The organism is Streptomyces albireticuli, assembly GCF_002192455.1.
Classification (GTDB): Bacteria; Actinomycetota; Actinomycetes; order Streptomycetales; family Streptomycetaceae; genus Streptomyces; species Streptomyces albireticuli_B.
Genome location: NZ_CP021744.1, coordinates 5,809,777 through 5,834,287 on the forward strand (window position 1 = coordinate 5,809,777; position 24,511 = coordinate 5,834,287).

General features: G+C 70.8%; 24 protein-coding genes. 16 read left to right on the top strand and 8 right to left on the bottom strand.

The features are described from left to right. Positions 1–168: 168 nt before the first annotated feature. The 5 genes from SMD11_RS25125 (at position 169) to pgi (ending at position 4,834) form a co-directional block, all read left to right on the top strand. On the top strand, positions 169–1,380 hold the full coding sequence (locus SMD11_RS25125) for a phosphoglycerate kinase (RefSeq protein ID WP_087928601.1): 1,212 nt from the start codon (positions 169–171) through the stop codon (positions 1,378–1,380). A 6-nt stretch (positions 1,381–1,386) separates the two neighbouring features. Further along, positions 1,387–2,163: a triose-phosphate isomerase gene (gene tpiA / locus SMD11_RS25130; protein WP_087928602.1), complete on the top strand. Its 777-nt coding sequence runs from the start codon at positions 1,387–1,389 to the stop codon at positions 2,161–2,163. A gap of 114 nt (positions 2,164–2,277) precedes the next feature. Further along, entirely contained in the window at positions 2,278–2,508 is a 231-nt protein-coding gene (secG, locus tag SMD11_RS25135) for a preprotein translocase subunit SecG (protein WP_183147250.1), read from the top strand. Positions 2,509–2,692: 184 nt separating this feature from the next. Then, positions 2,693–3,028 carry an RNA polymerase-binding protein RbpA gene (locus SMD11_RS25140; protein ID WP_079110552.1) on the top strand — a complete coding sequence of 112 codons (336 nt, stop codon included), beginning with the start codon at positions 2,693–2,695 and terminating at the stop codon, positions 3,026–3,028. A gap of 153 nt (positions 3,029–3,181) precedes the next feature. After that, positions 3,182–4,834, top strand: coding sequence for a glucose-6-phosphate isomerase (pgi, locus tag SMD11_RS25145; RefSeq protein WP_087930721.1), 1,653 nt, complete (start codon positions 3,182–3,184; stop codon positions 4,832–4,834). 280 nt (positions 4,835–5,114) lie between these two features. Here the strand turns inward: pgi and pgl are convergent, their stop codons facing one another. Genes pgl through tkt form a run of 5 tightly spaced genes read right to left on the bottom strand, consistent with a single transcriptional unit; the run spans position 5,115 to position 11,732 of the window. Next, positions 5,115–5,894, bottom strand: coding sequence for a 6-phosphogluconolactonase (gene pgl, locus SMD11_RS25150; protein WP_087928604.1), 780 nt, complete (start codon positions 5,892–5,894; stop codon positions 5,115–5,117). Continuing rightward, complete coding sequence (opcA, locus tag SMD11_RS25155) at positions 5,891–6,970, bottom strand: glucose-6-phosphate dehydrogenase assembly protein OpcA (protein WP_087928605.1); 1,080 nt, start codon at positions 6,968–6,970, stop codon at positions 5,891–5,893. Before opcA ends, pgl begins: the two co-directional genes overlap by 4 nt. Further along, a complete protein-coding gene (zwf, locus tag SMD11_RS25160) occupies positions 6,967–8,493 on the bottom strand; it encodes a glucose-6-phosphate dehydrogenase (protein WP_087928606.1) in 1,527 nt (508 codons plus the stop codon). Before zwf ends, opcA begins: the two co-directional genes overlap by 4 nt. 1 nt (position 8,494) lies before the next feature. Then, entirely contained in the window at positions 8,495–9,610 is a 1,116-nt protein-coding gene (gene tal / locus SMD11_RS25165; protein ID WP_087928607.1) for a transaldolase, read from the bottom strand. 34 nt (positions 9,611–9,644) lie between these two features. Next, positions 9,645–11,732 (bottom strand): transketolase, encoded by a 2,088-nt coding sequence (tkt, locus tag SMD11_RS25170; RefSeq protein ID WP_087928608.1) that lies wholly within the window; start codon positions 11,730–11,732, stop codon positions 9,645–9,647. A gap of 490 nt (positions 11,733–12,222) precedes the next feature. On the opposite strand from tkt, the gene SMD11_RS25175 reads away from it, so the two are divergent. The 3 genes from SMD11_RS25175 to SMD11_RS25185 all read left to right on the top strand — a co-directional run bounded on the left by SMD11_RS25175 (position 12,223) and on the right by SMD11_RS25185 (position 14,660). Further along, positions 12,223–13,164, top strand: a complete 942-nt coding sequence (locus SMD11_RS25175; RefSeq protein ID WP_199843948.1) for a heme o synthase — start codon at positions 12,223–12,225, stop codon at positions 13,162–13,164. A gap of 25 nt (positions 13,165–13,189) precedes the next feature. Further along, positions 13,190–13,543: a hypothetical protein gene (locus tag SMD11_RS25180; RefSeq protein ID WP_087928610.1), complete on the top strand. Its 354-nt coding sequence runs from the start codon at positions 13,190–13,192 to the stop codon at positions 13,541–13,543. 76 nt (positions 13,544–13,619) lie between these two features. Further along, the gene (locus SMD11_RS25185; protein WP_087928611.1) at positions 13,620–14,660 is read left to right on the top strand and encodes an amidohydrolase; all 1,041 of its coding nucleotides are present in this window, start codon (positions 13,620–13,622) and stop codon (positions 14,658–14,660) included. Here SMD11_RS25185 and SMD11_RS25190 read toward each other — a convergent pair. From SMD11_RS25190 to SMD11_RS25200, 3 genes are all read right to left on the bottom strand, one after another. Next, on the bottom strand, positions 14,639–15,634 hold the full coding sequence (locus tag SMD11_RS25190; RefSeq protein ID WP_087928612.1) for a COX15/CtaA family protein: 996 nt from the start codon (positions 15,632–15,634) through the stop codon (positions 14,639–14,641). The two genes, SMD11_RS25185 and SMD11_RS25190, sit on opposite strands and share 22 nt — an antisense overlap. Before the next feature lie 137 nt (positions 15,635–15,771). After that, complete coding sequence (locus SMD11_RS25195; RefSeq protein ID WP_087928613.1) at positions 15,772–16,551, bottom strand: ABC transporter permease; 780 nt, start codon at positions 16,549–16,551, stop codon at positions 15,772–15,774. An 85-nt stretch (positions 16,552–16,636) separates the two neighbouring features. Further along, a complete protein-coding gene (locus SMD11_RS25200) occupies positions 16,637–17,599 on the bottom strand; it encodes an ABC transporter ATP-binding protein (RefSeq protein ID WP_087928614.1) in 963 nt (320 codons plus the stop codon). 240 nt (positions 17,600–17,839) lie between these two features. Between SMD11_RS25200 and SMD11_RS25205 the strand changes: the two genes are divergently transcribed. Genes SMD11_RS25205 through SMD11_RS25240 form a run of 8 tightly spaced genes read left to right on the top strand, consistent with a single transcriptional unit; the run spans position 17,840 to position 24,500 of the window. Continuing rightward, entirely contained in the window at positions 17,840–18,649 is an 810-nt protein-coding gene (locus SMD11_RS25205) for a helix-turn-helix transcriptional regulator (RefSeq protein WP_087928615.1), read from the top strand. After that, complete coding sequence (sufB, locus tag SMD11_RS25210) at positions 18,646–20,067, top strand: Fe-S cluster assembly protein SufB (RefSeq protein ID WP_087928616.1); 1,422 nt, start codon at positions 18,646–18,648, stop codon at positions 20,065–20,067. Before SMD11_RS25205 ends, sufB begins: the two co-directional genes overlap by 4 nt. A 59-nt stretch (positions 20,068–20,126) precedes the next feature. Continuing rightward, complete coding sequence (gene sufD / locus SMD11_RS25215) at positions 20,127–21,305, top strand: Fe-S cluster assembly protein SufD (protein WP_087928617.1); 1,179 nt, start codon at positions 20,127–20,129, stop codon at positions 21,303–21,305. After that, a complete protein-coding gene (locus SMD11_RS25220) occupies positions 21,302–21,625 on the top strand; it encodes a bifunctional 3-phenylpropionate/cinnamic acid dioxygenase ferredoxin subunit (protein WP_087928618.1) in 324 nt (107 codons plus the stop codon). Before sufD ends, SMD11_RS25220 begins: the two co-directional genes overlap by 4 nt. Before the next feature lie 7 nt (positions 21,626–21,632). Next, the gene (gene sufC / locus SMD11_RS25225) at positions 21,633–22,400 is read left to right on the top strand and encodes a Fe-S cluster assembly ATPase SufC (protein ID WP_087928619.1); all 768 of its coding nucleotides are present in this window, start codon (positions 21,633–21,635) and stop codon (positions 22,398–22,400) included. Next, a complete protein-coding gene (locus tag SMD11_RS25230) occupies positions 22,397–23,653 on the top strand; it encodes a cysteine desulfurase (RefSeq protein ID WP_087928620.1) in 1,257 nt (418 codons plus the stop codon). Before sufC ends, SMD11_RS25230 begins: the two co-directional genes overlap by 4 nt. 32 nt (positions 23,654–23,685) lie before the next feature. Then, entirely contained in the window at positions 23,686–24,141 is a 456-nt protein-coding gene (gene sufU, locus SMD11_RS25235) for a Fe-S cluster assembly sulfur transfer protein SufU (RefSeq protein WP_087928621.1), read from the top strand. After that, positions 24,138–24,500, top strand: a complete 363-nt coding sequence (locus SMD11_RS25240) for a metal-sulfur cluster assembly factor (RefSeq protein WP_087928622.1) — start codon at positions 24,138–24,140, stop codon at positions 24,498–24,500. Before sufU ends, SMD11_RS25240 begins: the two co-directional genes overlap by 4 nt. The last annotated feature ends 11 nt before the right edge of the window (positions 24,501–24,511 follow it).

A 24,511-nucleotide genomic window follows, 5' to 3' on the forward strand; every position in this document is an offset into this window, starting at 1 on the left:
TGACAGCACTGTCAGAGGTACCGAGATGTAGTAGGGGACGGGGCTCGTGCGACGCTATGGCGCGTCGTACGGGCCCCGTCCTATGACTGTCCCCCAGCTATCTCCCCCGGCTACCGCCGGGAGGTGCCCCCAGGGGACCCCGATCACGGAAGTCACCGGAGTCACTGCATGAAGACGATCGACGAACTCCTCCAGGACGGCGTCGAGGGCAAGCGGGTCTTCGTCCGCGCCGACCTCAACGTGCCGCTCGACGGCACCACCATCACCGACGACGGCCGCATCCGCGCCGTCGCGCCGACGATCGCCAAGCTCGCCGAAGCCGGCGCCAAGGTGATCGTCGCCTCCCACCTGGGCCGTCCCAAGGGCGCCCCGGACCCCCGGTTCTCCCTCGCCCCGGCCGCCACGCGGCTCGGCGAGATCCTGGGCAAGCCGGTCACGTTCGCCACCGACACGGTCGGGGACAGCGCGAAGGCCACCGTCGCCGCACTGGCGAACGGCGAGGTCACGCTGCTGGAGAACCTCCGTTTCAACGCGGGCGAGACCAGCAAGGACGACGCCGAGCGCGGCGCGTTCGCCGACGAGCTGGCGGCCCTGGCCGACATCTACGTCGGTGACGGCTTCGGTGCGGTGCACCGCAAGCACGCCTCCGTCTTCGACCTCCCGGCGCGCCTCCCGCACGCCGCCGGCGACCTGATCGCCACCGAGGTCGGCGTCCTGAAGAAGCTCACCGAGGACGTCGCGCGCCCCTACGTGGTGGTGCTCGGCGGCGCCAAGGTCTCCGACAAGCTGGGTGTCATCGACAACCTGCTGGAGAAGGCCGACCGCATCCTCATCGGCGGCGGCATGTCCTACACCTTCCTCAAGGCCAAGGGCCACGAGGTCGGCATCTCGCTGCTCCAGGAGGACCAGATCCCGGTCTGCCTGGAGTACCTGGCGCGGGCCGAGAAGCGCGGCGTGGAGTTCGTCCTCCCCGTCGACGTCCTGGTCTCCGCCGACTTCCCGGACCTGAAGACCAAGGCCCCGGCCAACCCGGAGCTCGTCGCCTCGGACGCCATCCCGGCGGACAAGGAGGGCCTGGACATCGGCCCGAAGACGCGCGAGCTCTACGCCTCGAAGCTCGCCGACGCCGGCACCGTCTTCTGGAACGGTCCGATGGGCGTCTTCGAGCACCCCGACTACGCCAACGGCACCAAGGCCGTGGCGCAGGGCCTGCTCGAAAGCTCCGCCTTCACCGTCGTCGGCGGTGGCGACTCGGCCGCGGCCGTGCGCCTGCTGGGCTTCGACGAGAATGCTTTCGGCCACATTTCGACCGGCGGCGGCGCCAGCCTCGAGTACCTCGAGGGCAAGACGCTCCCCGGCCTCGCCGCACTGGAGGACTGAACCACCGTGACTGACCGCACCCCGCTGATGGCGGGCAACTGGAAGATGAACCTCAACCACCTTGAGGCCATCGCCCACGTCCAGAAGCTCTCCTTCGCGCTCGCCGACAAGGACTACGACGCCACCGAGGTCGCCGTCCTGGCCCCCTTCACCGACCTGCGCTCGGTGCAGACGCTGGTCGACGGCGACAAGCTCAAGATCAAGTACGGCGCCCAGGACCTCTCGGCGTACGACTCCGGTGCCTACACCGGCGAGATCTCCGGCGCCATGCTCTCCAAGCTGAAGTGCACCTACGTGGCCGTCGGCCACTCGGAGCGCCGCCAGTACCACGGCGAGTCGGACGAGATCTGCAACGCCAAGGTCAAGGCCGCCTACCGGCACGGCCTCACCCCGATCCTCTGCGTCGGCGAGGGCCTGGACGTCCGCAAGGCCGGCGCCCAGGTCCCGCACACCCTCGCGCAGGTCGACGGTGCCCTCAAGGACATCCCGGCCGAGCAGGCCGAGACCATCGTGATCGCCTATGAGCCGGTGTGGGCCATCGGCACCGGCGAGGTCGCGACCCCCGAGGACGCGCAGGAGGTCTGCGGCGCCATCCGCGGCCGCCTCGCCGAGCTCTACGGCCGTGAGGTCGCCGACAAGATCCGCATCCAGTACGGCGGCTCCGTCAAGTCCGGCAACATCGCCGCGATCATGGCGCAGCCCGACGTCGACGGTGCCCTGATCGGCGGCGCCGCGCTGGACGTGGACGACTTCGTCAAGATCGTCCGGTTCCGCGACCAGTAGCGGCGCTATGACGACGGGTGCTCCCCGTCGTACCCTGTCGGGGCCGGGACCGGCGCTTTCGCGCCGCCCGGCCCCTCACCGTTCCAGTCCGAGAGAGTTGGTCCAGCCGTGGTCATGGGGTTCTCGATCGCCCTCATCGTCTTCAGCCTGCTGATGATGATGCTGGTGCTCATGCACAAGGGGAAGGGCGGCGGTCTGTCCGACATGTTCGGTGGCGGCATGCAGTCCTCCGTCGGCGGCTCCTCGGTCGCCGAGCGCAACCTCGACCGCATCACCGTGGTCGTCGGTCTGCTGTGGTTCGCGTGCATTGTCGTGCTCGGCCTGCTGATGAAGCTCGATAGCTGACGTACCGTCGTGGACGCGGCCTATCATTGAGGTCGCGTCCTCGCGGCCGGGCTGTAACTCCAGCCACTGGACGCGCGTTGGGCCTTACGTAGACTGGGGCGCCCGCAGCGGAGCCGTTCCGCAGGCCCCGTGGCGCAGCCGCTATCCGGCACAGTGCAGCACCATCACGCAGGGAGTTACGACCGTGGCAAGTGGCAACGCGATCCGAGGGAGTCGGGTCGGAGCGGGGCCGATGGGGGAGGCCGAGCGGGGCGAGTCCGCGCCGCGCCTCCGCATCTCCTTCTGGTGTTCCAACGGGCACGAGACGCAGCCGAGCTTCGCCAGTGACGCACAGGTACCGGACACCTGGGACTGCCCGCGCTGCGGCTTCCCGGCCGGTCAGGACCGGGACAGTCCGCCGGACCCGCCGCGGACCGAGCCCTACAAGACGCACCTCGCCTATGTACGTGAGCGGCGGAGCGACGCGGACGGCGAGGCGATCCTCGCCGAGGCGCTCGCCAAGCTCCGCGGAGAGATCTGAGCGGCGCGACACACCACAGCGGCCCGGCCGCGCACCTGTCACCAGGGGCGCGGCCGGGCCGCCGCCGTGCGGGGGGTCGCATCGTCCCGAGCTCTGATCAATTAGGTTGGAATCCGGCGGGGTGGCTACGAGAGAAGTGGGCTGATGTCCGAGATGAACGCAGAGAGCCGCGGCAGGCTCGACCAGACGCCTGAGTGGAACGCGCTGGCCAAGCACCGGGAAGAGCTCGGGGAGGTGCACCTGCGGAAGCTGTTCGCGGACGATCCGCGCCGGGCCGAGCGCCTGTCGCTCACCGTGGGCGACCTGCACCTCGACTACTCCAAGCACCTCGTCACGGACGAGACGCTGCGCCTGCTGCGCGCGCTCGCGGCGGCGAGCGGGGTCACGGAGCTCCGGGACGCCATGTTCCGCGGCGAGAAGATCAACACCACCGAGGACCGCGCCGTGCTGCACACGGCGCTCCGGGCCCCCGAGTCGGCCGTGGTCAAGGTCGACGGGGAGAACGTCGTGCCGGCCGTGCACGCCGTGCTGCGCAAGATGCAGATCTTCGCCGACCGGGTCCGTTCGGGTGACTGGAAGGGCCACACCGGCGCCCGCATCAGGAACGTCGTCAACATCGGCATCGGCGGATCCGACCTCGGTCCGGCGATGGCGTACGAGGCGCTGCGCGCCTTCACCGCCCGCGACCTGACGTTCCGTTTCGTGTCGAACGTCGACGGCGCGGATCTGCACGAGGCCGTGCGGGACCTGGACCCCGCCGAGACGCTCTTCATCGTCGCCTCGAAGACCTTCACGACCATCGAGACCATCACCAACGCCACCTCCGCCCGCAACTGGCTGCTGACCGGTCTGCGCGCGGGCGAGGAGGCGGTGGCCAAGCACTTCGTGGCGCTGTCGACGAACGAGGAGAAGGTCTCCGAGTTCGGCATCGACACCGCCAACATGTTCGAGTTCTGGGACTGGGTCGGCGGCCGCTATTCGTACGACTCGGCCATCGGGCTCTCCTTGATGATCGCCATCGGCCCGGACCGCTTCCGGGAGATGCTGGCCGGCTTCCACCTCGTCGACGAGCACTTCCGCTGCGCGCCGCCCGAGGAGAACGTCCCGCTGCTGCTCGGTCTGCTCGGCGTCTGGTACGGCAACTTCCACGACGCCCAGTCGCACGCGGTGCTGCCCTACAGCCACTACCTGTCCAAGTTCGCCGCGTACCTCCAGCAGCTGGACATGGAGTCCAACGGCAAGTCCGTGGACCGCGACGGGCACCCCGTCAACTGGCAGACGGGCCCGGTGGTGTGGGGCACCCCCGGCACCAACGGCCAGCACGCGTATTACCAGTTGATCCACCAGGGCACGAAGCTGATCCCCGCGGACTTCATCGGCTTCGCCAAGCCGGTCGACGACCTGCTGCCGGGGCTGGTGGCCCAGCACGACCTGCTGATGGCCAACCTCTTCGCCCAGGGCCAGGCCCTCGCCTTCGGCAAGACCGCGGAGGAGGTGGCGGCGGAGGGCGTCCCCGCGGAGCTGGTCCCGCACAAGACGTTCCGCGGCAACCACCCGACGACGACCATCCTCGCGAGTGAACTCAGCCCGTCGGTGCTGGGGCAGCTGATCGCTTTGTACGAGCACAAGGTGTTCGTCCAGGGTGCGATCTGGAACATCGACTCCTTCGACCAGTGGGGTGTGGAGCTGGGGAAGGTGCTGGCGAAGCGGGTGGAGCCGGCGCTTACGGCCGGTGCCGATGTTCCGGGGCTGGACGGGTCGACGGCGGCGCTGGTGGCCCGCTACCGCGAGTTGCGGGGGCGCTAGCCGCGCGGGCTTTCCCGGGGCTCCGCCCCGGACCCCGGTCCTCAACCGCCGGACGGGCTGATTTGTTGCCCGGAACCGGGCGAAATTCAGCCCGGCCGGCGTTTGAGGCCACCGCGCGGAGCGCGGAACGGGGGCCCGGGGGCAGAGCCTCCGGTTTCGGGAAGGGGCGGGGTGGGGACAGAGCCCCGCGCAGCGGCATCCCACCGCACCCCCACCCGCATACGGCGACGGCCCGCCCCCTGGCAACCAGGAGGCGGGCCGTCGCCGTCAGACGAACCCGTCAGGGCGAAGACGGCGGGTACAACCCCCGCGGCAACTTCGCCGCAGCCGCCGCGTCCAGCAGCCACAGCGTCCGGCGGCGCCCGTACGCCCCCGCCGCCGGGGCCTGGATCTCGCCCGCTCCGGACAGCGCCATCGTCACCGCGTCGGCCTTGTCCTCGCCGGCCGCCAGCAGCCAGACCTCCCGCGCGGCGCGGATCGCCGGCAGGGTCAGCGAGACCCGGGTCGGCGGCGGCTTCGGCGCGCCGTGCACGCCGACGACCGTGCGCTCGGTCTCCCGGACGCCCGGGAGCTCGGGGAAGAGCGAGGCCACGTGCGTGTCGGGGCCGACGCCCAGGAGGAGGACGTCGAAGGACGGCACGGGGCCGTGGTCCTCGGGCCGCGCGGCCGCGGCGAGCTCGGCCGCGTAGGCCGCGGCCGCCGCGTCGGCGTCGTCGTGGGTGCCGTCGGCCGCGGGCATGAAGTGCACCCGGGCCGGGTCCAGCGCCACCGAGTCCAGCAGCGCCTCGCGTGCCTGCGTGGCGTTGCGCTCGGGGTCGCCCTCGGGCAGGAACCGCTCGTCGCCCCACCACAGGTCCAGGCGCGACCAGTCCACCGCGTCCCGCGCGGGCGCGGTGGCGAGGGCCGCGAGCAGCCCGTTGCCGTTGCGCCCGCCGGTGAGGACGACGGAGGCCGAGCCGCGCGCGGTCTGGGCGTCCACGATCTTCGTGATCAGCCGGGCCGCCGCGGCCTGCGCCATCAGCTCCTTGTCCCGGTGGACGACGATCTGCGGGGTGCTCACTTGCCGGCCGCCTTCTTGCCGGAGGCCTTCTTGGCGGGCGCCGGCGCGGCGGCCGCCCCGGCCTCCGGAGCGGCGTCGGCGGCCTCGGAGGAGGCGGCCTTCGCGTCCTTGGCCGGAGCGGCCGGGGCCGGGGCCTTGGCCGCCGCGGAGCCGTCGCTGAGCCGCTCCACGCCGTACTTCAGCGCGGACTCGTAGGTGATGTCCGGGTCGAGCCGGCGCAGCTCCTCGGCGAGGAGCTCCGCGGTGTCGCGCCGGTTGAGCGCGACGGCGCGGTCCGGCTGGCCGGGCATGCAGAGCGTGGCCAGGGTGCCGTTGGGGCGGTCCAGGACGATCTGGCCGTTCTTGGTCTCCATGCGGACGGCCGTGAGGCCGGGGCCCTCGGAGATGGTCCGCTTCACGGGGATCCCGAGGCGGTCGGCCAGCCACATCGCGAGCAGCTCGCCGCTCGGGTTGTAGCCCTCGCCCTCGACCTCGGCCGACAGGACGTCGACCTGCTGCTGGTCCAGGGCGGCCGCGAGCATGGAGCGCCACGGCGTGATCCGGGTCCAGGCCAGGTCGGTGTCGCCGGGCGTGTAGTGCGCGGCGCGGGCCGACACCTCCGCGAGGGGGTCCTCGGCGGCGTAGGTGTCGGTGACCCGGCGCTGGGCCAGGGCGCCCAGCGGGTCCTTCTCGGGGCTGACCGGGGAGGTGACCGGCCACCAGACGACCACGGGGGCGTCGGGCAGCAGCAGCGGCAGCACGACCGACTGGGCGTGGTCGATGACGTCGCCGTAGAGCCGCAGCACCACGGTCTCGCCGGTGCCGGCGCTGGTGCCGACCCGGACCTCGGCGTCGAGGCGGGCCTTGGCGCGGTCGCGCGGGGAGCGGCTCACGCGCTTGATGACGACGAGCTTGCGCGAGGGGTGCTCGCGGGAGGCCTCGTTGGCCGCCTTGAGCGCGTCGTAGGCGTGCTCCTCGTCGGTGACGATGACGAGGGTGAGCACCATGCCGATGGCCGGGGTGCCGATGGCGCGGCGGCCCTGGACCAGGGCACTGTTGATCTTGCTGGACGTGGTGTCCGTGAGGTCCATCTTCATGGCCGGCGCCAGCTCCGTCCGTCTCGTGCGAGCATCTCGTCCGCTTCGACCGGGCCCCAGGTGCCGGCGGGGTAGGACGCGGGCTTGCCGTGGGTGTCCCAGTACCGCTCGATCGGGTCGAGGATCTGCCAGGACAGCTCGACCTCCTTCAGGCGGGGGAAGAGGTTGGCGTCGCCCAGCAGCACATCGAGGATGAGCCGCTCGTAGGCCTCGGGGCTGGACTCGGTGAACGACTCGCCGTAGGCGAAGTCCATCGAGACGTCCCGGACCTCCATCGAGGTGCCCGGCACCTTGGAGCCGAACCGCAGGGTGACGCCCTCGTCCGGCTGCACCCGGATGACCAGGGCGTTCTGCCCCAGCTCCTCGGTCGCGGTGTGGTCGAACGGCGAGTGCGGGGCGCGCTGGAAGACGACCGCGATCTCGGTGACGCGGCGGCCGAGCCGCTTGCCGGTGCGCAGGTAGAAGGGGACGCCCGCCCAGCGGCGGTTGTCGATCTCCAGCTTGATCGCGGCGTAGGTGTCGGTCTTGGAGTGCGGGTCGATGCCCTCTTCCTCCAGGTAGCCGACGACCTCCTCGCCGCCCTGCCAGCCGTGCGCGTACTGGCCGCGGACGGTCTCCTTGCCGAGGTCCTTGGGCAGCCGGACGGCGCCCAGCACCTTGGTCTTCTCCGCGACGAGCGCGTCCGCCTCGAAGGAGGCGGGCTCCTCCATGGCGGTCAGCGCGAGCAGCTGGAGCAGGTGGTTCTGGATGACGTCACGGGCGGCGCCGATGCCGTCGTAGTAGCCTGCGCGGCCGCCGATGCCGATGTCCTCGGCCATGGTGATCTGCACGTGGTCGACGTACGACCGGTTCCAGATCGGCTCGAAGAGGGTGTTGGCGAAGCGGAGCGCCAGGATGTTCTGGACGGTCTCCTTGCCCAGGTAGTGGTCGATCCGGAAGACCTCTTCGGTCGGGAAGACCTCGTGGACGACCTTGTTGAGCTCCTGGGCGCTGGCCAGGTCGTGGCCGAAGGGCTTCTCGATGACGGCGCGCCGCCAGGAGCCCTCCTTCTGGTCGGCCAGGCCGTGCTTCTTGAGCTGCTGGACGACCTTGGGGAAGAACTTCGGCGGCACGGACAGGTAGAAGGCGAAGTTTCCGCCGGTGCCCTGGGCCTTGTCGAGCTCCTGGATGGTGTCCTTGAGCGTCTCGAAGGCCACGTCGTCGTCGAAGTCGCCCTGCACGAAGCGGCAGCCCTGCACCAGCTGCTGCCAGACCTCCTCGCGGAAGGGCGTGCGGGAGTGTTCCTTGACGGCGTCGTGGACGATCTGCGCGAAGTCCTCGTTCTCCCAGTCACGGCGGGCGAAGCCGATGAGGGAGAAGCCCGGCGGCAGCAGCCCCCGGTTGGCGAGGTCGTAGACCGCCGGCATCAGCTTTTTCCGGGACAAATCGCCCGTGACGCCAAAGATGACCAGGCCCGACGGCCCCGCGATACGCGGGAGCCGTCGGTCCTGAGCGTCACGCAGCGGATTGCTGCTTGTGCTCAATTCACGCCTCCGGAGCGAGGCGCTTGAGCTCCGCCTCGGTGGACTTGAGAAGGTCGTTCCAGGACTGCTCGAACTTGTCGACGCCCTCGTCCTCCAGGAGCTGGACGACGTCGTCGTACGAGATCCCGACCTTGGCGAGCGCGTCGAGCTCGGCCTTGGCCTGCTCGTAGGTGCCGCGGACGGTGTCACCGGTGATCTGCCCGTGGTCGGCCGTGGCCTCCAGGGTGGCCTCCGGCATGGTGTTCACCGTGTTCGGGGCGACCAGGTCGTCCACGTACAGCGTGTCCTTGTAGGCCGGGTCCTTGACACCGGTCGAGGCCCACAGGGCGCGCTGCTTGTTGGCGCCGGCCTTCTCCAGGGCGGCCCAGCGGTCGGAGGAGAAGACCTCCTCGTACGCCTGGTAGGCCAGCCGGGCGTTGGCCAGGGCGGCCTTGCCGCGCAGGGCCTTGGCCTCCTCGGTGCCCAGGGCGTCCAGCCGCTTGTCGATCTCGGTGTCCACGCGGGACACGAAGAAGGACGCGACCGAGTGGATCAGGTTCAGGTCCAGGCCCGCGGCCTTCGCCTTCTCCAGACCGGTCAGGTAGGCGTCCATGACCGCGCGGTAGCGCTCCAGGGAGAAGATCAGCGTGACGTTGACGCTGATGCCCTTGCCGATCACCTCGGCGATGGCCGGCAGGCCCGCCTTGGTGGCCGGGATCTTGATGAGGGTGTTCGGCCGGTCCACCAGCCAGGCCAGCTGCTTGGCCTCGGCGACGGTGGCCACCGTGTCGTGGGCCAGACGGGGGTCGACCTCGATGGAGACCCGGCCGTCCTGGCCGTCGGTCCGGTCGAAGACCGGACGCAGGATGTCGGCGGCGTCGCGGACGTCCGCCGTGGTGATCATGCGGATCGCCTCGTCGACGGTGACCTTGCGGGCCGCGAGGTCGGTGAGCTGCTGCTCGTAGCCGTCGCCGCCCGAGATCGCCTTCTGGAAGATCGACGGGTTGGTGGTGACGCCGACGACGTGGCTCTGGTCGATCAGCTCGGCCAGGTTGCCCGACGTGATGCGCTTGCGGGACAGGTCGTCCAGCCAGATCGCGACGCCTTCGTCGGAGAGGCGCTTGAGTGCGTCTGTCATGGGTTCTGCATCTCCTACTTGCTCGGTAACGGCGTCAGCGACGGTTGGCGTCGGCGTGCTCGATCGACTCGCGGGCGGCGGCCACCACGGCCTCGGCCGTCAGGCCGAACTCGCGGTAGAGGACCTTGTAGTCCGCCGAGGCGCCGAAGTGCTCCAGCGAGACGATCCGGCCGGCGTCACCGACGTAGCGGTGCCAGGTCAGGCCGATGCCGGCCTCGACCGCGACGCGGGCCTTGACGTCCGGCAGCAGCACGCCGTCGCGGTACGCCTGGTCCTGCTCCTCGAACCACTCGACGGACGGCATCGAGACCACGCGGGTCGGGATGCCCTCGGCCTGGAGCGCCTCGCGGGCCTCGACGGCCAGCTGGACCTCGGAGCCGGTGCCGATCAGGATGACCTGCGGCCGGCCGCCCTCGGCCTCGAACAGGACGTAGCCGCCCTTGGCCGCGCCCTCGTTGGCCTCGTACGTCGGGACGTTCTGGCGGGTGAGGGCCAGACCGTGCGGCGCCGGGTGGGTGGTGTGGCGCTTGGTGATCTCGCGCCAGGCGATCGCCGTCTCGTTGGCGTCGGCCGGGCGGACCATGTTCAGGCCCGGGATGGCGCGCAGGGCGGCCATGTGCTCGACCGGCTGGTGGGTCGGGCCGTCCTCGCCGAGGCCGATGGAGTCGTGCGTCCACACGTAGGTGACCGGCAGCTTCATCAGGGAGGCGAGACGCACGGCCGGGCGCATGTAGTCGGAGAACACCAGGAAGGTGCCGCCGTAGACGCGGGTGTTGCCGTGCAGCGCGATGCCGTTCATGGTCGAACCCATGGCGTGCTCGCGGATGCCGAAGTGGATCGTGCGGCCGTACGGGTTCGCCTCGGGGAGCGGGTTGCCCTCCGGGAGGAACGACGAGGACGCGTCGATCGTCGTGTTGTTCGAACCGGCGAGGTCGGCGGAGCCGCCCCACAGCTCGGGGATCACGCCGCCCAGCGCCTTGAGGACCTCACCGGAGGCCTTGCGGGTGGCGACGTCCTTGCCGGCCGGGAAGACCGGGACGGCCTTCTCCCAGCCGTCGGGCAGCTCGCCCGCGGCGATGCGGTCGAACTCCGCGGCGCGCTCCGGGTTGGCCTGGCGCCACTCCTGGATGCGCTTGTCCCACGTGGCGTGGGCCTCGCGGCCGCGGTCGACGACCTTGCGGACGTGGCTGAAGACGTCGTCCTCGACCTGGAAGTCCTGCTCGGGGTCGAAGCCCATGACGCGCTTGGTCGCGGCGACCTCGTCGGCGCCCAGCGCCGAGCCGTGCGACGCCTCGGTGTTCTGGGCGTTCGGGGCCGGCCAGGCGATGATCGTGCGCGCGGCGATGATCGACGGGCGCTCGGTCTCCTCCTGCGCGGCCTTCAGGGCCGCGTGCAGGGCGTGGATGTCGAAGTCGCCGCTGGCGGCCTGCTCGATGCGCTGGACGTGCCAGCCGTACGCCTCGTACCGCTTGAGGACATCCTCGGAGAACGCCGTCTCGGTGTCGCCCTCGATCGAGATGTGGTTGTCGTCGTAGAGCGCGACGATGTTGCCGAGCTTCTGGTGGCCGGCGAGCGAGGAGGCCTCCGCGGAGATGCCCTCCTCCAGGTCGCCGTCGGAGACGATCGCCCAGATGGTGTGATCGAAGGGCGACTCGCCCTTCGGGGCCTCCGGGTCGAACAGGCCGCGCTCGTAGCGGGCGGCCATGGCCATGCCCACCGCGTTGGCGATGCCCTGGCCCAGCGGGCCGGTGGTGGTCTCGACGCCACGGGTGTGACCGTGCTCCGGGTGACCCGGGGTCTTGCTGTCCCAGGTGCGGAACGACTTCAGGTCCGAGAGCTCCAGGCCGTAGCCGGCCATGAAGAGCTGCACGTAGAGCGTCAGGCTGGTGTGGCCGGGGGAGAGGACGAAACGGTCCCGGCCGGTCCAGTCGGCGTCACTGGGGTCGTGCCGCATCATCTTCTGGAACAGCAGATAAGCGGCCGGCGCCAGGCTCATGGCCGTGCCCGGATGGCCGTTGCCGACCTTCTGCACGGAGTCCATGGCCAGGACGCGGGCGGTATCGACGGCCCGCTGGTCCAGTTCGGTCCACTCGAGGTCTGTTGTGGTCGGCTTGTTGCTCACCCTCGGTCAGGGCTCCTCTCCACATGTTCTTGTCGCCGGGGGCGGTCTTCCGCCACGACGCGGCGCTGTCGAGCCTACCCCGCAGGGGAGGGCGCCTTTTCGACGCTCAGTCGGCTGCTCCGGCGCTCATCCGGCGCCTTTCGGCGCCTTCACGTCCGCCCGGCTGGACGTCCGGGGCAACCGGATCCGGATATGAAAGATTCCCGAAGCGTTCCGCCGCGGATGCGGTGGTCATGGGTACAGCCTGCCGGGGCGGCGGGCCGCGCGCCTCCCGAACGCTTCCGTTCTGTCATGTTCCCCGGGCTCGCGATCCGATGCGTGGGGGCCGCCGATCCGGTGCCGACCGGCCGCGCTACGGCCCCAACACGACCCCACCCCGGCGGAGGCCGAGGTATCCCCTACGTCTAGAGTGGCGTGGTACGCGCAAGCCTTTACGGGGGTTTCCTCCACCCGGACGTGCTTGCTGGCCTTATCTCTGTCAGGGGTGTGCGTGACGGCCGTCGAATCCCGTCCTGCGGGGGTGCTCGCGGAGAGCCCCGGTCACCGGCCGTTCGGGGCCCGTGCCAAGGCGTTCGTGGCGCTGACCAAGCCGCGGGTCATCGAGCTGCTGCTGATGACGACCGTGCCGGTGATGTTCCTCGCCGCGGAGGGCGTGCCCGACCTGTGGCTGGTGCTCGCCACCTGCATCGGCGGCTACCTCTCGGCCGGCGGCGCGGGCGCCTACAACATGTACATCGACCGCGACATCGACGCGCTGATGGACCGCACCTCGCAGCGCCCGCTGGTCACCGGAATGGTCTCGCCCCGGGAGTGCCTGGTCTTCGCCACCGCGCTGACCGTGGGCTCGACCCTGTGGTTCTGGTTCCTGGTCAACCCGCTGTCCGCGATGCTCTCGCTCGGCGCCAACGTCTTCTACGTCGTCGTCTACACGATGATCCTCAAGCGGCGCACCGCGCAGAACATCGTCTGGGGCGGCATCGCGGGCTGCATGCCGGTCTTCATCGGCTGGTCCGCGGTCGCGAACTCCGTCTCCTGGGCCTCCCTCGTCCTCTTCCTGGTCATCTTCTTCTGGACGCCGCCGCACTACTGGCCGCTGTCGATGAAGGTCAAGGACGACTACGAGCGGGTCGGCGTGCCGATGCTGCCCGTCATCGCGGGCAACAAGGCGGTCGCCAAGCAGATCGTCCTCTACAGCTGGGTGATGGTCGCGGTCTCGCTCTCGCTCCAGCCGCTGGGCTACACGAGCTGGTTCTACACCGTGGTGGCGGCCGTCCTCGGCGGGTTCTGGCTGAAGGAGGCGCACGCCCTCCAGAGCCGGGCGCGGGCCGGTGTCACGGGCCCCAAGCTCAAGGAGATGCGCCTCTTCCACTGGTCCATCACCTACGTCTCGCTGCTCTTCGCCGCAGTCGCCGTGGATCCCTTCCTCCATTAATTACCGGCGGGTAGCATCCGGTGTCATGGCAGACACCACGACGCAGGCCGAAGACACCGCACCCGCCGCCCCGGCCGACCGCAAGGCCCTCCGGCTCGCCCGGCAGATCACGGCCTTCGCCAAGAGCCACGGCGGCACCGCCGAGGGCCAGCTGGCGCACATCGCCCGCGGCACCACCCGGATCGCCCTCGTCGGGGCCAACGGCGAGTGGGGCGTCCTCGTCGCCCCCTCCATGGAGACCGCGCGCAAGGCCGCGGAGGTAGCGGGCCTCACCCTGCACGACGAGTTCGACGGCGAGTTCGCGTCCAAGGTCCGCACCGGCCCGTACGAATGGACCCGGATGGCGGGCCTCCAGCTCGGCGGCCCCGCCAATAACTGACGGGCCCCTCGGCCGTTAGACCCGCGGGGGCGGCCGTGTGCCGCCATGGGGCGGGGCAGGGCACAAGGGGGCGGGGATGGACGGCATGCCGCCGATCGTCGATCAGCACAGTCACGGGGCCGTCCAGGGCGAACTGGGACTCGGCCGCTTCGAGACCCACCTCGCCGCGGCCGCCGGATCCACCGGCCCGGCCCCGCCCGGCACCACCTTCTTCGACAGCCGCGCCGGGCTCGCGGTGCTCCGCTGGTGCCCGCCGCTGCTGGGCCTGGAGCCCTTCTGCGCGCCCGTGCGCTACCTCGCCCGCCGCCGTGAGCTGGGCGCCTACCGCGCCGGGCGGCTGCTGCTGCGCGGCGCGGGCATCGGCACCTTCCTGCTGGAGTCCGGCGGGCCCGGTGGCCTCACCTCCGCCGCGGAGCTGGCCCACGCCGCCGAGGGCCGCGCCCACGAGGTCGTACGCCTGGAGACGCTCGCCGACCGGATCGCCGGCGACCACGAGGGCGTCGACCACTTCCTCTCCCGCACCGCCGAGGCGCTGGACACCGCCGCGCGCGGCGCCACCGCGTTCGCCTGCGCCGTCCGCTCCTGCGACGGGAGGGCACCCGACGTGCCGGAGGTCCGCAGAGCCGTCGCCAGACGGCTCCGCACCGGACGTACGTGTCCTACGACCGCCGATCCGACGCTCGTCCGCCATCTGCTGTGGAGCGCCCTCGGTACCGGGCTGCCCGTGCAACTGCACTGCCGCGACCCGCGCCGCCTGGCCCGCCTCCTGGCGGCCACGGCCGGATCCGGCACCGATCTCGTGCTGTTCCCGGACCCCGGCCACCACCGGCAGGCGGCCCGGCTGGCCGCGGCCTACCCGCACGTCTACGCGGACGTGGGGCCCCGGCCGGAGGAGGTGCTCCCCGAGGCGCCGTTCGGCAAACTGCTGTTCTCCACCGGGGCGCGGGCGCTGCCCGAGCTGTACGTGGTGGGGGCGCGGTCCTTCGCGCTGGCCATGGGCCGGCTGATGGCCGAATGGGTCGCCGACGGATGGTGCCGGTGGGCGGAGGCCCGGCGGATCGCCGGGCTCGTCGCGGCCGGCACCGCGCGCCGGGTCTACCGGCTGGAGGCGGCCTGAGCGGCGGGCAGGGGCGCCTCGGCCTCACCGGCGGGCGAGGGCAGGGCGACGAGCTCGCCGCGGTCGCGCAGCGACAGGAACACCCGGAGCACGGCGATCCACACCAGGCAGGAGCCGAACATGTGGGTGCCGACGAGGAGCTCGGGGGAGTCGTTGAAGTACTGCACGAAGCCGACGGCGCCCTGGAGCAGCAGGACGGCCAGCATCTCGGCCACCCTGCGGGCCGGCCCGGCGGGGGCCTTCACGGCCCGCAGCACGAACCACAGGGCCACGGTCAGGCCCAGCACGACGCAGACGAAGTCCACGTGCAGCTGGGTGATCTCACGGACGTCCAGCGGGATGCGGTGGACGTCCTTCTTCGCGTCGCCCGCGTGCCTGCCCGAGCCCGTCACCACGGTGCCGATCACGATCAGCAGGGCGGTCGAGACGACCAGCACCCAGCTGAGCTGCCGCACCGGGCGGGCCACCAGGTCGCGCGGCTCCTCGTCGCCCTCGCAGGCGCGCCGCCACATCACCACGGCGACGGTCAGCAGCGCGGTCGCCGCCAGGAAGTGCGAACCGACGATGTACGGGTTGAGGCCCGTGAGGACCGTGATGCCGCCGATGATGCCGTTGCTCGCCACCAGCCAGAACTGGGCCCAGCCCAGCCGGGTGAGACCGCGGCGGCGGGGCTCGCGCGCGCGGGCCGCCACGATCGCCAGGCCGACGACCGCGCACAGCACGTAGGTGAGCATGCGGTTGGTGAACTCGATGACGCCGTTGATGCCCATCTCGGGCGTCGGGGTCAGGCTGTCCTCGGTGCACGTCGGCCAGGTCGGGCAGCCGAGGCCCGACTGGGTGAGCCGCACCGCGCCGCCCGTCACGACGATGACCACGGCCATCACCACGCAGGCGAACGCCGCCCGCCGCACGAAGCGGGCGGAGGGCTGCCACCGGTCGGCGACGATCTGGAGGGGGTTCATCGAATTCGGCACGGAGTCATCGTAAGGGCCCGCTTGTGCACGGATTCACGAGGGGGTGGGTCGGGCGCGGCGGGGGTGAATCGTCCCTGTTCGGAGGGGATCACCCCGCACCCGTCAGCCTTACGGCGGCTGCCCGCCGCTCCCGCCGGCTACTCCCAGCGGAAGAAGCGGGCCGCGGCGCCCAGGCCGAGCACGGACCAGCCGGCCAGGATGCCCAGATCGGCCCAGGGCATCGCCGCGCCGTCGCGCAGCACGTCGCGCAGCCCGTCGGAGAGCGCCGAGATCGGCAGCAGCCCCAGCAACGTCTGCGCGGCGTCCGGGAACTTCTCCAGCGGCACGATCACGCCGCCGCCGACCAGCAGCAGCAGGAAGACGAGGTTGGCCGCGGCCAGCGTCACCTCGGCCTTGAGCGTGCCCGCCATCAGCAGGCCGAGCCCGGAGAACGCGGCGGTGCCGAGGATCAGCAGCAGCAGGACGGCGAAGGGGTTGCCGTGCGGCGACCAGCCCAGCGCGAAGGCGATCACCGTCAGCAGCGCGATCTGGAGCGCCTCGGTGACCAGCACCGAGCAGGTCTTCGCGGCCATCAGCCCCCAGCGCGGCAGGGGGGACGCGCCCAGCCGCTTCAGCACGCCGTAGCGGCGCTCGAAGCCGGTCGCGATGGCCTGCCCGGTGAAGGCGGTGGACAGCACGGCGAGGGCGAGGACGCCCGGGGCAAGGAAGTCCACGGCCTCGCCCTCGCCCGTGTCGACGATGTCGACGGAGCTGAAGAGGACCAGCAGCAGGGTGGGGATGACGACGGTGAGCAGCAGCTGCTCACCGTTGCGCAGCAGCATCCGGGTCTCCAGCGCGGCCTGCGCCCGGATCATCCGGGAGAGCGGCGCGGCGCCGGGCCGCGGGGTGAACGTCCCGGTCTTCGTGTCGGCGCTCATGCGCGCAGCTCCTTACCGGTCAGCTCCAGGCCGCTGTCCTCCGGGGAGCGACCCCCGGACCCCCGGCCGGTTCGTGTGCAGGCCCTCATGCGCGCAGCTCCTTACCGGTCAGCTCCAGGAAGACGTCCTCCAGCGTGTGCCGCTCGACCGCGATGCGGTCCGGCATCACCCCGTGCTGGGCGCACCAGGTGGTCACCGTGGCCAGCAGCTGCGGGTCGATCTTGCCGGTGACCCGGTACGTGCCCGGCGTCAGCTCCACCGCGGCGGAGTCGGCGGGCAGCGCCTTGAGGAGGGAGACGAGGTCCAGGCCGGGGCGGCCGCCGAAGCGGAGCGTGTTCTCGGCGCCGCCGCGGCACAGCTCCTCGGGGCTGCCCTGGGCGATGACCCGGCCGCTGTCGATGATGGCGACGTCGTCGGCCAGGGCCTCGGCCTCGTCCATGTAGTGCGTGGTCAGGACGACCGTGACGCCGTCGGCGCGCAGCTCCCGGACCAGGCCCCAGGCGGCGTGCCGGGCCTGCGGGTCGAGGCCCGCGGTCGGCTCGTCGAGGAAGACCAGCTCGGGGCGGCCGACGACGGCCATGGCCAGGGCGAGCCGCTGCTGCTGGCCGCCGGAGAGCCGCCGGTAGGCGGTGCGCCCGCAGGAGCCGAGCCCGAGGCGTTCGATCAGGGTGCCGACGTCCACGGGGTGCGCGTGCAGGGTCGCGGTGTGCCGCAGCATCTCCTCCGCGTGCGCCCCGGGGTAGACGCCGCCGCTCTGGAGCATCACGCCGATCCGGGGGCGCAGCGCGGCGGAGTCGGCGACGGGGTCGAGGCCCAGGACGCGGACGGTGCCGGCGTCGGGGCGGCGGTAGCCCTCGCAGGTCTCGATGGTGGTGGTCTTGCCGGCGCCGTTGGGGCCTAGGACGGCGGTGAGGGAGCCGCGCGCGACGGACAGGTCCAGCCCGTCCACCGCGGCTTTCGGCCCGTACCGCTTCACCAGGCCGCGGACCTCGACCGCGGGCTCTCGGCCGGGGGTCCGGGGGGCGTCCCCCGGGAAGCTGCTGCGCATGGCGGGAAGTCTACGAACCCCGGGGCATTCCGGACCGCCCCGGGGTGCTCGTAAGACAGTACGGACAGCGCCGGGCGGCGGCCCCCGCGCGCGGCTCGCGCGCCCACCGGTACCGGCCCGGCACCCGGTTTCGCGACGATCTTGGGCGTGGCGGTTAGGTGACCCTAAGTGACCGACGACACCGCCCGGGGATCCCGGTGAGGCTTGTCGCTCTCCTCGTAATTACGCAACAATGGTGTTGTGAAATACGCGAGCGAGGCTTCGCAGGACCCCGCGGCCCAGTCGGTCGCCGGGGCGCCGGTGCCTGCCGCCGTGCCCGTGCGCGAGGAGGACCGCGCCCACGACGAGCAGCGCGGCACCCGCAACCGCGTCGTCAGGTCCATCCTCGACCACGGTCCGTCGACCGCGGCCGAGCTGGCCCTGCGCCTGGAGCTGACCCAGGCCGCCGTCCGCCGCCACCTCGACACGCTCGCCGCCGAGGGCATCGTCGAGCCCCGCGAGAAGCGGGTCTACGGCGCCCGTACGCGCGGGCGCCCGGCCAAGGCCTTCGCGCTCACCGACTGCGGCCGCGACGCCTTCGACCAGGCCTACGACAAGCTCGCCGAGGACGCCCTGCGCTGGATCGCCCAGGCGGCCGGCGGCGGCGAGATGGGCGAGGCCGCGGTCGCCGCCTTCGCGCGCGCCCGGATGGCCGCACAGGCCGAGGCCTATCGCGAGGCGCTCCAGGCCGTCGGCCCGGAATCCCGCACCGAGGCCCTTGCCCGGGCATTGACCGCGGACGGGTACGCTGCTACGGCGCGTAGCGCACCGGTCGGCGAACAGCTTTGCCAGCACCACTGCCCGGTCGCCCATGTCGCCGAGCAGTTCCCGCAGCTGTGCGAGGCGGAGACCGAGGTCTTCTCCCGCCTGCTCGGGACCCATGTGCAGCGTCTCGCCACCATCGCCCACGGCGACGGTGTGTGCACGACGTTCATCCCGCGCGGCGAAACGCGGCGCACCACCAAGACCACCACAGCATCCGCCAGCACGGCCGGGAGGAACCCCGCATGACTCTCCCCACGGAGACTGCCCACCCTGAGCTCGAAGGCCTGGGCACGTACGAATACGGCTGGGCCGACTCCGACGTGGCCGGTGCAGCGGCCAAGCGCGGCCTCTCCGAGGAGGTCGTCCGCGACATCTCGGCGAAGAAGTCCGAGCCGGAGTGGATGCTCAAGCTGCGTCTGAAGGGCCTGAAGCTCTTCGAGAAGAAGCCCATGCCGACCTGGGGCTCCGACCTCACGGGCATCGACTTCGACAACATCAAGTACTTCGTGCGCTCCACCGAGAAGCAGGCCGCTTCCTGGGAGGACCTGCCCGAGGACATCAAGAACACCTACGACAAGCTGGGCATCCCGGAGGCCGAGAAGCAGCGCCTCGTCGCCGGTGTCGCCGCCCAGTACGAGTCGGAGGTCGTCTACCACCAGATCCGCGAGGACCTGGAGGAGCAGGGCGTTCTCTTCCTGGACACCGACACGGCGCTCAAGGAGCACCCGGAGATCTTCCAGGAGTACTTCGGCACCGTCATCCCCGTCGGTGACAACAAGTTCGCCTCGCTGAACACCGCGGTGTGGTCCGGTGGCTCCTTCATCTACGTCCCGCCGGGCGTCCACGTCGACATCCCGCTCCAGGCCTACTTCCGTATCAACACGGAGAACATGGGCCAGTTCGAGCGCACCCTGATCATCGTCGACGAGAACGCCTACGTGCACTACGTCGAGGGCTGCACCGCCCCGATCTACTCCTCCGACTCGCTGCACAGCGCCGTCGTGGAGATCATCGTGAAGAAGGGCGGCCGCTGCCGCTACACGACCATCCAGAACTGGTCGAACAACGTCTACAACCTGGTCACCAAGCGCGCCGTGGCCTACGAGGGCGCGACCATGGAGTGGGTCGACGGCAACATCGGCTCCAAGGTGACCATGAAGTACCCGGCCGTCTACCTGATGGGCGAGCACGCCAAGGGCGAGACCCTGTCCATCGCCTTCTCCGGCGAGGGCCAGCACCAGGACGCCGGCGCCAAGATGGTCCACATGGCGCCGAACACCTCCTCCAACATCGTCTCCAAGTCGGTGGCGCGAGGCGGCGGCCGCACCTCCTACCGCGGCCTCATCGAGATCGGCGAGGGCGCCCACGGCTCCAAGTCGAACGTCCTCTGCGACGCCCTGCTGGTCGACACCATCTCCCGGTCGGACACCTACCCCTACGTCGACGTCCGCGAGGACGACGTCTCCATGGGCCACGAGGCGACCGTCTCCAAGGTCAGCGACGACCAGCTCTTCTACCTGATGAGCCGCGGTCTGACCGAGTTCGAGGCCATGGCGATGATCGTGCGCGGCTTCGTCGAGCCGATCGCCCGAGAGCTGCCCATGGAGTACGCCCTGGAGCTCAACCGGCTGATCGAGCTGCAGATGGAAGGCGCGGTCGGCTGATACCCGCCGTCCGGACCGCAGCGACCCCTTTGTGACAGGAAGAGAGCACGACGACAGTCATGGCCGATAACACTCCCGCCGGCAGCACGACCGACGGCGCCATCCAGGTGGGCGGGCCCCAGCAGCCCATCGACGCGCGCGTCAGCGCCCCCGCCTCGTACGACGTCGCGGACTTCCCCGTGCCGCACGGCCGCGAGGAGGAGTGGCGGTTCACCCCGCTGGCGCGCCTCCGCGGCCTGCACGACGGCACCGCGGTCGCGAACGGCGGCGTCAAGGTCGAGGTGACCGCCCCCCAGGGCGTCACCGTCGAGACCGTCGGCCGTGACGACGCCCGCCTCGGCCGGGCGGGCAAGCCGGTCGACCGCGTCGCCGCCCAGGCCTACAGCTCCTTCGAGAAGGCCTCGGTCGTCTCGATCCCCAAGGACACCGTGCTCACCGAGCCCGTCCTGATCTCCGTGCACGGCGAGGGCGGCGTCGCCTTCGGCCACCAGGTCGTCGAGATCGGCGCCTTCGCGGAGGCCGTCGTCGTCCTCGACCACACCGGCGACGCCACGCTCGCCGCCAACGTCGAGTACCTCATCGGCGACGGCGCCAAGCTCACCGTGGTCTCGGTCCAGGACTGGGAGCCGACCGCGGTGCACGCCGCCCAGCACACCGCGCTGATCGGCCGGGACGCCTCCTTCAAGTCCGTGGTCGTCACCTTCGGCGGCGACCTGGTCCGCCTCCACCCCCGGGTCGTCTACGGCGCCCCCGGCGGCGAGGCCGAGCTCTACGGCCTGTACTTCACCGACAAGGGCCAGCACCAGGAGCACCGCCTCTTCGTCGACCACGACACCCCGCACTGCCGCAGCAACGTCGCCTACAAGGGCGCGCTCCAGGGCCAGGACGCCCACGCGGTCTGGATCGGCGACGTACTCATCCGCGCCGCCGCCGAGGGCACCGACACCTACGAGCTCAACCGCAACCTCGTCCTCACCGACGGCGCGCGCGTCGACTCCGTGCCCAACCTGGAGATCGAGACCGGCGAGATCGTCGGCGCCGGCCACGCCTCCGCGACCGGCCGCTTCGACGACGAGCAGCTCTTCTACCTGATGGCCCGCGGCATCCCCGCCGACGAGGCCCGCCGGCTGGTCGTCCGCGGCTTCTTCGCCGAGCTCGTCCAGCAGATCGGGATCCCGGACCTGGAGGAGCGCCTCATCGGCAAGATCGAGGCCGAGCTGGAAGCGGCGGTCGCATGAGCGAGACCTTCGTCCGCGCCTGCGGCCTGAGCGAGCTGGAGGACGACACCCCCAAGCGGGTCGAGCTCGGCGGCACGCCGGTCGCGCTCGTCCGCACCGAGGGCGAGGTGTACGCGATAAACGACATCTGCTCCCACGCGAACGTCTCGCTGTCCGAGGGCGAGGTGGAGGACTGCGCGATCGAGTGCTGGCTGCACGGCTCCAGCTTCGACCTGCGCACCGGCAAGCCCTCCGGACTGCCCGCCACGCGCCCCGTCCCCGTATACCCCGTCAAGATCGAAGGGGACGACGTGCTCGTCTCCGTCACCCAGGAGTCCTGAGTTCCCCATGGCAACGCTTGAGATCCACGACCTGCACGTCTCCGTCGAGGCCGAGAACGGCCCCCGCGAGATCCTGCGCGGCGTCGACCTGACCGTGAAGCAGGGCGAGACCCACGCCATCATGGGCCCCAACGGCTCCGGCAAGTCGACCCTGGCGTACTCCCTGGCCGGTCACCCCAAGTACACGATCACCGGCGGCGCCGTCACCCTCGACGGCGAGGACGTCCTGGAGATGTCCGTCGACGAGCGCGCCCGCGCCGGCGTCTTCCTCGCCATGCAGTACCCGGTCGAGGTCCCCGGCGTCTCGGTCTCCAACTTCCTGCGCACCTCCGCCACCGCCATCCGCGGCGAGGCCCCCAAGCTGCGCACCTGGGTGAAGGAGGTCAAGGGGGCCATGGAGCGCCTCAACATGGACCCCGCCTTCGCCGAGCGCAACGTCAACGAGGGCTTCTCCGGCGGTGAGAAGAAGCGCCACGAGATCCTCCAGCTGGAGCTCCTCAAGCCGAAGATCGCGATCCTCGACGAGACCGACTCCGGCCTCGACGTCGACGCCCTGCGCCAGGTCTCCGAGGGCGTCAACCGCGTCCGCGAGACGGGTGAGGTCGGCACCCTGCTGATCACCCACTACACCCGCATCCTGCGCTACATCAAGCCCGACTTCGTCCACGTCTTCTCCGGCGGCCGCATCGTCGAGTCCGGCGGTGCCGAGCTCGCCGACAAGCTGGAGAACGAGGGTTACGAGGCCTACCAGACGAAGGGTGGCGTCACCGCGTGACGATACTGCCGGGCCTTCTCGACACCGAGGCGATCCGTAAGGACTTCCCCATCCTGGACCGCACGGTCCACGACGGGAAGAAGATCGTTTACCTGGACTCCGCGGCGACCTCGCAGAAGCCGCGCCAGGTGCTCGACGCGCTGAACGACTACTACGAGCGCCACAACGCCAACGTCCACCGCGGTGTCTACACGATCGCCGAGGAGGCCACGGCACTCTACGAGGGCGCGCGTGACAAGGTCGCCGCGTTCGTCAACGCGCCCAGCCGCGACGAGGTGATCTTCACCAAGAACGCCTCGGAGTCGCTGAACCTCGTCGCGAACATGCTGGGCTGGGCCGACGAGCCCTACCGGGTGGACCACGACACCGAGATCGTCATCACGGAGATGGAGCACCACTCCAACATCGTCCCGTGGCAGCTGCTCTCGCAGCGCACCGGCGCGAAGCTGAAGTGGTTCGGCCTCACCGACGACGGCCGGCTGGACCTGTCCAACATCGAAGAGATCATCACCGAGAAGACCAAGGTCGTCTCGTTCGTGCTGGTCTCCAACATCATGGGCACGTTCAACCCCGTCGAGGCGATCGTCCGCCGGGCCCAGGAGGTCGGCGCGCTCGTCGTCGTCGACGCCTCCCAGGCCGCCCCGCACATGGTGCTGGACGTCCAGGCGCTCCAGGCCGACTTCGTGGCCTTCACCGGCCACAAGATGTGCGGTCCGACGGGCATCGGCGTGCTGTGGGGCCGCCAGGAGCTCCTGGAGGACCTGCCGCCCTTCCTCGGCGGCGGCGAGATGATCGAGACCGTCTCGATGCACTCCTCCACGTACGCCCCCGCGCCGCACAAGTTCGAGGCGGGTACGCCCCCGATCGCCCAGGCCGTCGGCCTCGGCGCCGCGGTGGACTACCTCTCGGCGATCGGCATGGAGAACATCGCCCGCCATGAGCACGCGATCACCGAGTACGCGGTGCGCAGGCTCCAGGAGGTCCCGGACCTGCGGATCATCGGCCCCACCACGGCCGAGGACCGCGGCGCCACCATCTCCTTCACGCTCGGTGACATCCACCCGCACGACGTGGGCCAGGTCCTCGACGAGCAGGGCATCGCGGTCCGGGTCGGCCACCACTGCGCGCGGCCGGTCTGCCTGCGGTACGGAATTCCCGCGACCACGCGAGCGTCGTTCTATCTGTACTCCACTCCCGGCGAGGTCGACGCCCTCGTCGAGGGCCTGGAGCATGTACGGAACTTTTTCGGTTAATCAGACACCGTGGCTGACGGACGAGGCTGACTGTGAAGCTTGATTCGATGTACCAGGACGTCATCCTGGACCACTACAAGCACCCCCACGGGCGGGGCTTGCGGACCGGCGACGCCGAGGTGCACCACGTCAACCCGACGTGCGGTGACGAGATCACGCTGCGCGTGCGGCTCGCCGGCGAGACCATCGAAGACGTCTCGTACGAGGGCCAGGGCTGCTCCATCAGCCAGGCCAGCGCCTCCGTGCTCAACGACCTGCTCGTCGGCAAGGACCTCGCCGAGGCCCGCCGGATCCAGGAGACCTTCCTGGAGCTGATGCAGTCCAAGGGCAAGGTCGAGCCGGACGACGAGATGGAGGAGGTGCTGGAGGACGCGGTCGCGTTCGCCGGCGTCTCCAAGTACCCCGCCCGGGTGAAGTGCGCGCTGCTCAGCTGGATGGCGTGGAAGGACGCGACAGCGCAGGCGCTGTCCGAAGGGAAGACCGCATGAGCGACGAACTGGAGACGACGACCGCCGAGGCGGCCGCCGTGACGACCAAGCCCGCCTCCGAGGAGGAGGTGCGCGAGGCGCTGTACGACGTGGTCGACCCCGAGCTGGGCATCGACGTCGTCAACCTCGGCCTGATCTACGGCATCCATGTCGACGACGCCAACATCGCCACCCTCGACATGACGCTCACGTCCGCGGCCTGCCCGCTGACCGACGTCATCGAGGACCAGGCGAAGTCGGCCACCGAGGGCATCGTGAACGAGCTCCGGATCAACTGGGTCTGGATGCCGCCGTGGGGCCCGGACAAGATCACGGACGACGGCCGTGAGCAGCTCCGGGCGCTGGGCTTCAACGTCTGAGTCCGCCGCCC